We start from the raw sequence: 11,976 nt of genomic DNA on the forward strand, positions 1-11,976 counted from the left end.
AAAAACCGTCAAAAGGTTGTTCACAAATCCACCAGCCCCGGTATCATCGCGCGCCCTGATACACCCTGGACAACAGCCGGATGAAACCTACCCTGATCGCCGCCGCGGAACTCGACCGCCTCGAAACCTGGCAGAAGTACTCCAGCCATATGTGCGGAGGCTGCATGTCCAGTTGCTGCACCTTGCCGGTGGAAGTCAAGATCAAGGACCTGATCCGCATCGGCATCGTCGACGAATTCGAGCGTGGCGACCCGCCGAAGAACATCGCCAAGCGCCTGCAGAAGGAAGGGATCGTCGAACGCTACAACCAGAAGTCCGAGATCTTCACCTTGCAGCGCATGAGCAACAACGATTGCCTGTACCTGGATCGCAAGTCAAGGCTGTGCACCATTTACGAAAAACGTCCGGACACCTGCCGAAACCATCCAAAAATCGGGCCACGCCCTGGCTATTGCGCCTACAAGCCCAAGACCCCGGAACGCCCGGCGCCGGACAAGATGCTGTACAACTTCTGATCAACACCCCTTGAAACACCAGCCCTGTGGGAGCGGAGCTTGCCCGCGAAGGGGCCTTCGAAGCCCCCAGAAGCTTCGCGGGTAAGCTCCGCTCCCACAAGAGCATCGCCCCCCTGACAAGGTGTGCGACGCCCCATAAGCCAGACAAACAAAAACGCCCCCGACCTTGCGGTCGGGGGCGTTTTTTTTGCCAGCTAACTAAATGACTTAGTTACCGGACTTCTTGGCAGCGCGGGTACGCTCGCTTTCGCCCAGGATCTTCTTGCGAAGACGGATGGACTTAGGCGTGACTTCACACAGTTCGTCTTCTTGCACGAACTCCAGAGCCTGCTCCAGGGTGAAGCGGATAGGCGGAACCAGAGCGATGGTTTCGTCTTTACCCGAAGCACGCATGTTGTCGAGCTTCTTGCCTTTGGTTGGGTTGACGCCCAGGTCGTTGTCGCGGCTGTTGATACCGACGATTTGACCTTCGTACACGTCTTCACCGTGACCCAGGAACAGTTTGCCGCGCGCTTGCAGGGTTTCCAGCGAGTAAGTCAGAGCCTTACCGGTAGCCACCGAAACCAGCACGCCGTTCTGACGGCCGGACATGTCGCCGGACTTCATCACGTCGTAACGGTCGAAGATCGAGGTCAGGATGCCCGCACCGGAGGTCAGGGTCAGGAACTCGTTACGGAAACCGATCAGGCCACGAGCCGGGATGTTGTACTCAAGGCGCACACGGCCCTTGCCATCCGGAACCATGTTGGTCAGGTCGCCTTTACGGATACCGATCTGTTCCATGATCGAACCCTGGGATTCTTCCGGCAGGTCGATGGTCACGTTTTCGTACGGTTCGTGCTTGACGCCGTCAACCAGGCGGATGATCACTTCCGGACGACCGACACCCATTTCGAAGCCTTCGCGACGCATGGTTTCGATCAGTACCGAGAGGTGCAGCTCACCACGGCCGGAGACTTTGAACTTGTCGGCGGTGTCGCCTTCTTCAACGCGCAGGGCAACGTTGTAGAGCAGTTCCTTGTCCAGACGTTCCTTGATGTTACGGCTGGTGACGAACTTGCCTTCACGACCGCAGAACGGCGAGTCGTTAACCTGGAAGGTCATGGAAACGGTAGGTTCGTCAACGGTCAGCGGCTTCATCGCTTCGACGTTCAGTGGGTCGCACAGCGTGTCGGAGATGAACAGCTGGTCGAAGCCGCTGATGCAGACGATGTCGCCGGCAGCTGCTTCTTCAACGTCGATACGGTGCAGACCGTGGTGACCCATCAGCTTGAGGATACGACCGTTACGCTTCTTGCCGTCAACGTCGATAGCCACAACTTGAGTGTTCGGCTTGACGCGACCGCGGGCGATACGGCCAACGCCGATAACACCCAGGAAGCTGTTGTAGTCCAGTGCCGAGATTTGCATCTGGAACGGGCCGTCACGGTCAACTTGTGGCGCTGGAACGTGGTCAACGATGGCCTGGTACAGCGGGGTCATGTCTTCCGCCATGGCGGTGTGTTCCAGACCGGCAATACCGTTCAGGGCCGAGGCGTAGACGACTTTGAAGTCCAGCTGTTCTTCGGTGGCGCCGAGGTTGTCGAACAGGTCGAAAATCTGGTCCAGAACCCAGTCCGGACGCGCGCCTGGACGGTCGACCTTGTTGATCACCACGATTGGACGCAGGCCGGCTTCGAAGGCCTTCTTGGTCACGAAACGGGTTTGCGGCATAGGGCCGTCTTGAGCGTCAACCAGCAGCAGAACGGAGTCAACCATCGACATTACACGTTCAACTTCGCCGCCGAAGTCGGCGTGGCCCGGGGTGTCCACGATGTTGATGTGGTAGCCGTTCCAGTTGATGGCGGTGTTTTTCGCCAGAATGGTAATACCGCGCTCTTTCTCCTGGTCGTTGGAGTCCATCACGCGCTCGTCGTTGAGCTCGTTGCGCTCCAGGGTGCCGGATTGACGCAAGAGTTTGTCTACCAGGGTGGTCTTACCATGGTCAACGTGAGCAATGATGGCGATGTTGCGTAGATTTTCGATCACTTGTGTATCTCGATCAGAGGATTCGGTGTGCTGACAAGTCTTGGCAGCGATTTACAGCAGAGTCCGGCAAGGCCGTTACAGCTTGACGGCGGCGTCGGGGGGCCGGTGACGCAAGCCACAGGCAAACAGCCCCGGGCACTTAGCTCGGTCGATAAACGCGCACATTGGCATGCCCCTCACTGAGCAAATGGTGGGCATGCAGGCGACTCATCACGCCTTTGTCGCAATACAACAGGTACTGGCGAGTAGGGTCCAGTTCCTTGAAACGAGCGTTCACTGCATAAAACGGCATCGCTTGTACCTCGATGCCAGCGATCTCCAGCGGGTCTTCGTCCTGGGCATCCGGGTGACGGATGTCGATCACGATATGACCAGCCAGCGCTTCGCTGACTTCTTCGATCTGCAAATCCTGGCCCAGTTCGTCGATGACCCGATCGATTGGCACCAGTTTGGCCCGCTCGAGCGCCCGCTCGAGAATCGCCATGTCGAACTGTTGTTCCTCGTACTCCACGCGGTTGCGCTTGGCGTGGGTCTTGGGGTTCACCGAAATGACCCCGCAATATTCCGGCATATGCTTGGCGAAATCCGCCGTGCCGATCTCACTCGCCAGGTTGATGATGTCCTGCTTGTGACTGGCGATCAGCGGGCGAATCACCAGCTTCTCGGTCACGCAGTCGATCACCGACAGGTTCGGCAGCGTCTGGCTGGAAACCTGGGAAATCGCTTCGCCGGTCACCAACGCACTGATATCCAGTCGATCAGCCATGACGGAAGCAGCGCGCAACATCATACGCTTCAATACTACGCCCATATGACTGTTATCGACTTTGCCGAGAATTTCTCCCAGCACTTCCTCGAACGGCACGCTGACAAACAGCACCCGCTGGGAGCTGCCGTACTTCTTCCAGAGGAAGTGGGCGACTTCCATCACTCCCAGCTCATGGGCGCGGCCACCGAGGTTGAAGAAGCAGAAGTGACTCATCAGGCCGCGGCGCATCATCAGATAGGCGGCCACGGTGGAGTCGAAACCGCCGGACATCAGCACCAGCGTCTGCTCGATGGAACCCAGCGGGTAGCCGCCCAGGCCATTGTGCTGACTGTGGATGACAAACAACCGTTGGTCGCGAATTTCCATTCGCACTTCGATTTCCGGCTCTTTGAGGGAGATTCCGGCGGCATTGCACTGTCGGCGCAACTGGCTGCCGACGTATTTCTCCACGTCCATGGAGGTGAAACCGTGCTTGCCGGCGCGCTTGCAGCGCACCGAAAAAATCTTCCCGGGCAGGGCCGCGCCGAAGTGCTGCTTGCACTTGGCGGTGATGTCGTCGAAGTCGCCCAACGGGTATTCGTCGACCTGCAGGAAATGCGCGATGCCCGGCATGCAACACAGGCGCTCGGTCAGCTCCAGCAAGGCCTTGGGCTCGCTCAGCGCGGTTTCCAGCTCGAGGTTGTCCCACACGCCGTTCACCACCACGGCCGGGTCCAGATCACGGAGCACGGTACGGATGTTCTTGGCCAACTGGCGGATGAAACGCATCCGGACAGGGCGGCTTTTAATGGTGATTTCGGGGAAGACTTTTACGATAAGTTTCATGAAAACAGCGCGCGAAGGGCCAGCCGAAAAAGGGGGGCGCGGATTATAGCGGAAATTGCTCAAGGTTTAACCAGTTATTGTGCGGACGGTTTTGCACGCACCAAAACAGGTCGTCATCAATTATTTTAGACTCATAATGGTGCAACAAACGCCCAGAAATTCTCCTATGCTCGCTGCAACGCTTGAGATTGGGGCAAAAAACCCATCGCGGGGCACTGGCATGCAATTTGCTCTCTTGTGAGGCAGGTTGCCTTGGCCGATATTCGCGCCGGCATCACCACTCTTTCCAGGGCTAACTCCACTACCCAGCCCGAAGCCACCCGGAGGACACCATGTCGAAGTCGGTTCAACTCATCAAAGATCATGACGTTAAATGGATTGATCTGCGCTTCACTGATACCAAAGGCACTCAGCACCACGTGACCATGCCGGCCCGTGATGCACTGGATGACGAATTCTTCGAAATCGGCAAAATGTTCGACGGCTCCTCCATCTCCGGCTGGAAAGGCATCGAAGCCTCCGACATGATCCTGATGCCGGATGACAACACCGCCGTACTCGACCCGTTCACCGAAGAGCCGACCCTGATCCTGGTCTGCGACGTGATCGAGCCTTCGACCATGCAGGGCTACGACCGCGACCCACGCGCGATCGCCCGTCGCGCCGAGGAATACCTGAAGTCGACCGGTATCGGCGACACTGCGTTCTTCGGTCCTGAGCCTGAGTTCTTCATCTTCGATTCGGTCAAGTTCAAGTCCGACATCTCCGGTTCCATGTTCAAGATCTTCTCCGAACAAGGTTCGTGGATGTCCGACCAGGACGTGGAAGGCGGCAACAAAGGCCACCGTCCAGGTATCAAAGGCGGCTACTTCCCGGTTCCACCGTTCGACCACGACCACGAAATCCGTACCTCCATGTGCAACGCACTGGAAGAGATGGGCCAGACCGTCGAAGTTCACCACCACGAAGTGGCGACTGCCGGCCAGAACGAAATCGGTGTGAAGTTCAACACCCTGGTCAACAAGGCTGACGAAGTCCAGACCCTGAAGTACTGCGTACACAACGTGGCGGATGCCTACGGCCGTACCGCGACCTTCATGCCAAAACCGCTGTACGGCGATAACGGCTCGGGTATGCACGTTCACATGTCCATCTCCAAAGATGGCAAGAACACCTTCGCTGGCGAAGGTTATGCCGGCCTGTCCGACACCGCCCTGTACTTCATCGGCGGCATCATCAAGCACGGCAAGGCCCTGAACGGCTTCACCAACCCGTCGACCAACTCCTACAAGCGTCTGGTCCCAGGTTTCGAAGCTCCAGTGATGCTGGCCTACTCGGCACGCAACCGTTCCGCCTCGATCCGCATTCCTTACGTCAACAGCCCTAAAGCTCGTCGTATCGAAGCACGCTTCCCGGATCCGGCTGCCAACCCTTACCTGGCCTTCGCCGCACTGATGATGGCCGGCCTGGACGGTATCCAGAACAAGATCCACCCTGGCGATGCAGCTGACAAAAACCTGTATGACCTGCCGCCTGAAGAGGCCAAGGAAATCCCACAGGTTTGCGGTAGCCTGAAAGAAGCCCTGGAAGAGCTGGACAAAGGTCGCGCGTTCCTGACCAAAGGCGGCGTATTCAGCGACGACTTCATCGATACCTACATCGAGCTGAAAAGCGAAGAAGAAATCAAGGTCCGCACCTTCGTACACCCACTGGAATACGAGCTGTACTACAGCTGCTGATCCAGTCACGCTCGCGCAAGCGACGTAACAAAAGGCCACCTTCGGGTGGCCTTTTTCATGGGCAAAAATCGAGATTTCTTGAAACGTTTCAAGGCTGGCAGGACGGTGCGGCACGGCGTTAACTTGGACCCCCGACCTCGTGACGGGAACCACAGGCATCGCGTGTAACGCGCGGTACAAGGACGTTAACCTGGAAACCAGCACATGATATCGATCTCGACACCCAAGCCACCAACCCCGCCCCTGCCCTCCGCCCAGGTGCTGCTGCGCAGCACGAGCTCCTGGGACGGCACACCTTACGAACGCTATCCCAAGGGGCCACCGGAACTGACCCTGCTGCAGGTCAATATCCCGGCCGACACTGAACTGGGCTGGCACATCCATCCGATTCCCAGCGCCGCCTACATCCTGTCGGGCGAAGTGTGGGTCGAGACCCGGGAAGGCGGCCATAACACGCTATTGAAACAGGGCGACACAATAGCGGCGCTGGTCAACATCCAGCATCGCGCCAAGACCGGTGCGGTTCCGGTGGACCTGCTGGTGTTCTATGCCGGCACCGAGGGCGTGCCGCTCTCGGAATCGGACCTCTGAGCCCTGTAGGAACTGGCTTGCCGGCGATGGCGTCCGCGAGGGTGATGCAAGGCTTGCCGGCCCCATCGCCGGCAAGCCAGCTCACAGGTTTTGTGGTGCTTTCAAGATCCCCGCCGCGAATGGCATCCCGGGACACGTCGACATTTTTTCATGAAAAGAAGCTGGCGCCAGGCCGCGCTTGTGACGTTTACTCAAGGCCCTGTGCCCACCTTCCGGACGAAGCTCGCTCCATGCACCTGAAAAAACGCCTTGCCAGCCCGCTGCTGCTTATCCTTCTCAGCACCGGCGCCTGCGCCGCAACCCCGAACACCACGCCAGCACCCGCGTCCCTGGCGCCCCTGCTCCAGGCCGTGAGCGAACGCCTGGAGATCGCCGATCAGGTCGCCCTGACCAAATGGGACAGCGGCAAACCGATCCAGGACAGCCAGCGCGAGCAGCAAGTCATCGCCAACGCCGCGCAACAGGCCGCCACCTACCAGCTCAACCCTGAAGACGTCAGCCAATTCCTCGCCGCCCAGATCGAAGCCAACAAGCTGGTGCAATACGCCCTGCTAGCCAAGTGGCACGCCGCGGGCAAGGCCCCGACCATCGCCCGGCCCGACCTGGTGAAGCAGATCCGCCCGGCCCTCGACCAACTGCAAGTCCGCCTGCTGCAACACTACGCCGCCTTTGCCGCCTCCCGACAGGACCCGCAGTGCCCGACCTGGCTGGCCCAGGAGCGCCAGATCCTGAGCACCGACGAGATCCATGACCTGGCGTTGATCCGCGCCGTGGGCGAGTTGTGCCTCAGCGGGCGCTGAAGCCGTTGAAGGTTGTGCTCTATGCTGACACCCTGAAGCATCTGGGCGAGCTGTCACCGCCAGGACCATTATCGGGAGCGCCCATGGGTCGAAGCCTTCTCTTGCTGCTAGTGGCTGTCGCCTTGCCAGCCGCCGCACAGATCTACAAGTACACCGATGCCAACGGCAACACGGCCTATAGCAACCAGCCGCCCGACGGTGCCGCCGCACAGACCGTGGAACTGCCGCCGCTCAACAGCGTGGGCCTGCAGCAGTCGAACACGCCGGCGATACCCACACCGGCGACCTCGGCGGCGAAACCGGCCAATACTGGCGCGGCCTACAGCACCCTGGAATTGACGGACATCCCGACCCAGGAAGCTCTGCGCGCCAATAACGGCACCTTTACCGTCGGCGTGAAGATGGAGCCGCGCCTGCAACGCCAGCATCTGCTGCGCCTGGTGCTCGACGGCGCGCCCTACGGCCAGCCGAGCAATGTGCCGCGCCTGCAACTGGTGAATATCGACCGCGGTGACCACACCCTCGGCGTCCAGGTTCTGGCGGGCGAACAGGTCGTGCAGCAAAGCGCCATCGTGCCTTTTACCGTCCAGCGGGTGCACAAGCCTTGAGCCACTCATGATTCGAGCTTTCATCCGCCTGCTGCCGCTGCTCATGACGCTTTGCGCCGGCTCGGCGCTGGCCGAGATCTATACCTACACCGACAGCCAGGGCAATCGGGTCTTCACCGACCAGCACCGTGCCGGCGCCAAAGCGGTGCCCCTGCCGCCGGTCAATCGCCTGTCGCTGACACCGACGGCCCCGCGACCTTCGCCAGCCACGCCGGAAAAGCCCAAGGCCCGGCCGATCTCCCATTACCAGATGCTACGTATCCTGGTGCCGGACCCCGATGCCACCATCCGTAGCACCGAAGGCAACCTGATTGTCAGCGTCACCAGCGAACCCGGGCTGATGCCCGGGCATACCTATCGCCTGCTGCTGGACGGCAAACCCACCGCGGCGCCCGGCCCCAGTCCGGTGTTTGCCCTGAACAACATCGACCGCGGCAGCCACCAGCTCGCGGTGGAGATCCTCGACGACCAGGGACGGATCGCCGAACGTACCGCCAACCAACCCTTCCAGATGGTCCGCATCTCGTTGGCGCAGAAACGCCAGGCCAACCCCTGCCAGCTCGCCGACTACGGCCAGCGGCCGGAATGCCCGCTGGCGGACAAGCCCGCAGAAGAAAGCAGCAGCATTTTTCCCTTCCTTTGAGCTGCGCCAACCAGGGCACCACATTGGTGCACTAAACTGCACACTCGCCCGAACCAAAACCCATTTTGGTTCGAAAGTACCCGCCGAACCTGGCAGAACGCCACTCAATCGCGCCTGAAACGCCCATTTCAGGCAATTCGCGCTTCTTTTCGGAGCCTTGGTTTGGTTTTTGCATTTTCCTTGTATCGGCGCCTTGTTCGCGCGCGCAAATCGGGACCGGCCCCGTTTGCCATGCTCCAAAAGAGGTCCCCATGACCATCAGCGACGCCTTGCACAGACTGTTACTCGACAACCTGACCACCGCTACCATCCTGCTCAACGCCGAATTGCGTCTGGAGTACATGAACCCGGCGGCGGAAATGCTCCTGGCCATCAGCGGCCAGCGCAGCCATGGCCAGTTCATCAGCGAACTGTTCACCGAGTCGGTCGAGGCCTTGAACTCCCTGCGCCAAGCCGTGGAACAGGCGCACCCGTTCACCAAGCGCGAAGCCATGCTCACGGCGCTGACCGGCCAGACCCTGACCGTCGACTACGCCGTGACCCCGATTCTCAGCCAGGGCGAGACCCTCCTGCTGCTGGAAGTGCACCCGCGTGACCGCCTGTTGCGGATCACCAAGGAAGAGGCGCAGCTGTCCAAGCAGGAAACCACCAAGATGCTGGTGCGCGGCCTGGCCCACGAAATCAAGAACCCCCTGGGCGGGATTCGCGGCGCCGCGCAGTTGCTGGCCCGCGAGCTGCCGGAAGAAAGTCTGAAGGACTACACCAACGTCATCATCGAAGAGGCCGATCGCCTGCGCAATCTGGTGGACCGCATGCTCGGCTCGAACAAGTTGCCGTCCCTGGCGATGACCAATGTCCACGAAGTGCTGGAACACGTCAGCAGCCTGGTGGAAGCCGAAAGCCAAGGCTGCATCAATCTGGTGCGCGACTATGACCCGAGTATTCCCGATGTGCTGATCGATCGTGAACAGATGATCCAGGCCGTACTCAACATCGTGCGCAACGCCATGCAGGCCATCAGCAGCCAGAACGAGCTGCGCCTGGGCCGCATCAGCCTGCGCACCCGGGCAATCCGCCAGTTCACCATCGGCCATGTGCGCCATCGCCTGGTGACCAAGATCGAGATCATCGACAACGGCCCGGGGATTCCCGCCGAGCTGCAGGAAACCATCTTCTATCCCATGGTCAGCGGCCGCCCGGACGGTACCGGGCTAGGCCTGGCCATTACCCAGAACATCATCAGCCAGCACCAGGGCCTGATCGAGTGTGAGAGCCACCCCGGCCACACCACGTTCTCGATCTTTCTGCCACTGGAACAAGGAGCCACATCGACATGAGCCGTAGTGAAACCGTGTGGATCGTCGATGACGACCGTTCTATCCGATGGGTCCTGGAAAAAGCCCTGCAACAGGAAGGGATGACCACCCAGAGCTTCGACAGTGCCGATGGCGTAATGAGCCGCCTGGTCCGTCAGCAGCCGGATGTGATCATCTCCGACATCCGCATGCCCGGCGCCAGTGGCCTGGACCTGTTGGCGCGGATTCGCGAGCAGCACCCGCGCCTGCCGGTGATTATCATGACCGCCCATTCCGACCTCGACAGCGCGGTGGCGTCCTACCAGGGCGGCGCGTTCGAATACCTGCCCAAGCCGTTCGACGTCGATGAAGCGGTGTCACTGGTCAAGCGCGCCAACCAGCATGCCCAGGAACAGCAAGGCATGGACGTGGCGCCGACCTTGACCCGGACCCCGGAAATCATCGGCGAAGCGCCGGCGATGCAGGAAGTGTTTCGCGCCATCGGGCGCCTCAGCCACTCCAACATCACGGTGTTGATCAATGGCGAATCCGGCACCGGCAAGGAACTGGTGGCCCATGCCCTGCACCGCCACAGTCCACGGGCGGCGCAACCGTTCATCGCCTTGAACATGGCGGCGATTCCCAAGGACCTGATGGAGTCCGAGCTGTTCGGCCATGAAAAAGGCGCCTTTACCGGCGCGGCCAACCTGCGGCGCGGGCGTTTCGAACAAGCCGATGGCGGCACCCTGTTCCTCGACGAGATCGGCGACATGCCGGCCGACACCCAGACCCGCCTGCTGCGGGTGCTGGCCGACGGCGAGTTCTACCGGGTCGGCGGGCATACGCCGGTCAAGGTCGACGTGCGCATCATCGCCGCGACCCACCAGAACCTGGAAACCCTGGTTCACGCCGGCAAATTCCGTGAAGACTTGTTCCATCGCCTCAATGTGATCCGCATCCATATCCCGCGGATGTCGGACCGTCGCGAAGACATCCCGACCCTGGCCAAGCACTTCCTCGCCCGCGCCGCCCAGGAGTTGTCGGTGGAGCCGAAGCTGCTGAAATCGGAAACCGAGGAATACCTGAAGAACCTGCCGTGGCCAGGCAACGTCCGTCAGCTGGAGAACACTTGCCGCTGGATCACCGTGATGGCGTCTGGGCGCGAGGTGCATATCAGCGACCTGCCACCGGAGCTGCTGAACCTGCCGCAGGATTCGGCGCCAGTGACCAACTGGGAGCAGGCGCTGCGCCAATGGGCCGACCAGGCACTGGCCCGCGGGCAATCCAGCCTGCTGGACAGCGCCGTGCCGAGTTTCGAGCGGATCATGATCGAGACGGCCCTCAAGCACACCGCCGGCCGCCGTCGCGACGCCGCCGTGCTGCTGGGCTGGGGTCGCAACACCTTGACTCGCAAGATCAAGGAGCTGGGCATGAAGGTCGATGGCGGCGATGAGGACGACAGCGACGAGGGTTGATCCGTCGCTTCAAACCAAACCCTCTACAGCCAGGCTGCAGAGGGTTTTTTATGCCCTGCATATAAGTGGCACTAACACGGACCACTGTAGGAGCTGGCTTGCCGGCGATGGCGTCCGCAAGATCGATGCAAGACTCACCGGCCTCATCGCCGGCAAGCCAGCTCCCACAATAGAGAGCTGTGCACCACGGCAATGCGCCTTGAACCGCTATCGAGCAGAGAATCAGGCCGCGCAAGCGTCATCCGCGTTTTCCCGCGCCAGCGGAAAGCCCCCGTATCCCGGGGCTTTCAGACACATCTTGAAAATTATCGAGACGAACATTGGCATCTTTTCAAAACCTGGCACGCGCCCTGCAATAACCCCAGTACAACCCAGTTTTGGGGACCCTGATACAGGCAGGTCAGGGACTCCCCTTCTTTACACCGGGACTCACACCGCGCACCGCGACGAGTCCCAAACGCTTTCGGGGACCCCGGTACAGGCAGGCCGAGACTCCCCTTCTTTACACCGGGCTCATACCGCTCACCGCGACGAGCCCAGACGTTTTCGGGAACCCTGGTACAGGCAGGCCGGGACTTCCCTTCTTTACACCGGGACTCACACCGCTCACCGCGACGAGTCCCAAACGCTTTCGGGGACCCTGATACAGGCAGGTCAGGACTCCCCTTCTTTACACCGGGACTCACAC

At 60.4% G+C, this 11,976-nt stretch carries 10 protein-coding genes; 8 read left to right on the plus strand and 2 right to left on the minus strand.

The genetic code is table 11. The annotated features are described in order from the left end of the window. The first annotated feature begins 80 nt into the window (after positions 1–80). Positions 81–515, plus strand: a complete 435-nt coding sequence (locus tag AC07T0_RS30965) for a YkgJ family cysteine cluster protein (protein WP_248798095.1) — start codon at positions 81–83, stop codon at positions 513–515. Positions 516–722: 207 nt separating this feature from the next. Here the strand turns inward: AC07T0_RS30965 and typA are convergent, their stop codons facing one another. Both typA and thiI read right to left on the minus strand, forming a co-directional pair. Then, the gene (typA, locus tag AC07T0_RS30970) at positions 723–2,543 is read right to left on the minus strand and encodes a translational GTPase TypA (RefSeq protein ID WP_100940353.1); all 1,821 of its coding nucleotides are present in this window, start codon (positions 2,541–2,543) and stop codon (positions 723–725) included. A gap of 139 nt (positions 2,544–2,682) precedes the next feature. Beyond that, positions 2,683–4,137 carry a tRNA uracil 4-sulfurtransferase ThiI gene (gene thiI / locus AC07T0_RS30975; protein ID WP_495004748.1) on the minus strand — a complete coding sequence of 485 codons (1,455 nt, stop codon included), beginning with the start codon at positions 4,135–4,137 and terminating at the stop codon, positions 2,683–2,685. 332 nt (positions 4,138–4,469) lie between these two features. Here thiI and glnA point away from each other — a divergent pair, with 332 nt between their 5' ends. From glnA to ntrC, 7 genes are all read left to right on the plus strand, one after another. Continuing rightward, a complete protein-coding gene (gene glnA, locus AC07T0_RS30980) occupies positions 4,470–5,876 on the plus strand; it encodes a type I glutamate--ammonia ligase (protein ID WP_495004749.1) in 1,407 nt (468 codons plus the stop codon). A gap of 204 nt (positions 5,877–6,080) precedes the next feature. Then, complete coding sequence (locus AC07T0_RS30985) at positions 6,081–6,467, plus strand: cupin domain-containing protein (protein ID WP_495004750.1); 387 nt, start codon at positions 6,081–6,083, stop codon at positions 6,465–6,467. Positions 6,468–6,697: 230 nt separating this feature from the next. Continuing rightward, entirely contained in the window at positions 6,698–7,267 is a 570-nt protein-coding gene (locus AC07T0_RS30990; RefSeq protein ID WP_495004751.1) for a chorismate mutase, read from the plus strand. An 83-nt stretch (positions 7,268–7,350) separates the two neighbouring features. Beyond that, entirely contained in the window at positions 7,351–7,875 is a 525-nt protein-coding gene (locus tag AC07T0_RS30995) for a DUF4124 domain-containing protein (RefSeq protein ID WP_495004752.1), read from the plus strand. 7 nt (positions 7,876–7,882) lie between these two features. Then, positions 7,883–8,518, plus strand: coding sequence for a DUF4124 domain-containing protein (locus tag AC07T0_RS31000; protein WP_495004753.1), 636 nt, complete (start codon positions 7,883–7,885; stop codon positions 8,516–8,518). Between the two features lie 251 nt (positions 8,519–8,769). After that, entirely contained in the window at positions 8,770–9,855 is a 1,086-nt protein-coding gene (gene glnL / locus AC07T0_RS31005; RefSeq protein WP_121136023.1) for a nitrogen regulation protein NR(II), read from the plus strand. Next, complete coding sequence (gene ntrC, locus AC07T0_RS31010; protein ID WP_495004754.1) at positions 9,852–11,288, plus strand: nitrogen regulation protein NR(I); 1,437 nt, start codon at positions 9,852–9,854, stop codon at positions 11,286–11,288. Before glnL ends, ntrC begins: the two co-directional genes overlap by 4 nt. Positions 11,289–11,976 lie beyond the last annotated feature (688 nt).

This window comes from Pseudomonas sp. GW821-FHT04D07 (assembly GCF_059420225.1).

What these genes read in the sequence shown, in the direction of transcription:
- AC07T0_RS30990 (WP_495004751.1), top strand. Translation starts at nt 6,698, where the DNA reads ATGCACCTGAAAAAACGCCTTGCCAGCCCGCTGCTGCTTATCCTTCTC.
- glnA (WP_495004749.1), top strand. Translation starts at nt 4,470, where the DNA reads ATGTCGAAGTCGGTTCAACTCATCAAAGATCATGACGTTAAATGGATT.
- AC07T0_RS31000 (WP_495004753.1), top strand. Translation starts at nt 7,883, where the DNA reads ATGATTCGAGCTTTCATCCGCCTGCTGCCGCTGCTCATGACGCTTTGC.
- AC07T0_RS30985 (WP_495004750.1), top strand. Translation starts at nt 6,081, where the DNA reads ATGATATCGATCTCGACACCCAAGCCACCAACCCCGCCCCTGCCCTCC.
- AC07T0_RS30965 (WP_248798095.1), top strand. Translation starts at nt 81, where the DNA reads ATGAAACCTACCCTGATCGCCGCCGCGGAACTCGACCGCCTCGAAACC.
- thiI (WP_495004748.1), bottom strand. Translation starts at nt 4,137, where the DNA reads ATGAAACTTATCGTAAAAGTCTTCCCCGAAATCACCATTAAAAGCCGC.
- glnL (WP_121136023.1), top strand. Translation starts at nt 8,770, where the DNA reads ATGACCATCAGCGACGCCTTGCACAGACTGTTACTCGACAACCTGACC.
- ntrC (WP_495004754.1), top strand. Translation starts at nt 9,852, where the DNA reads ATGAGCCGTAGTGAAACCGTGTGGATCGTCGATGACGACCGTTCTATC.
- AC07T0_RS30995 (WP_495004752.1), top strand. Translation starts at nt 7,351, where the DNA reads ATGGGTCGAAGCCTTCTCTTGCTGCTAGTGGCTGTCGCCTTGCCAGCC.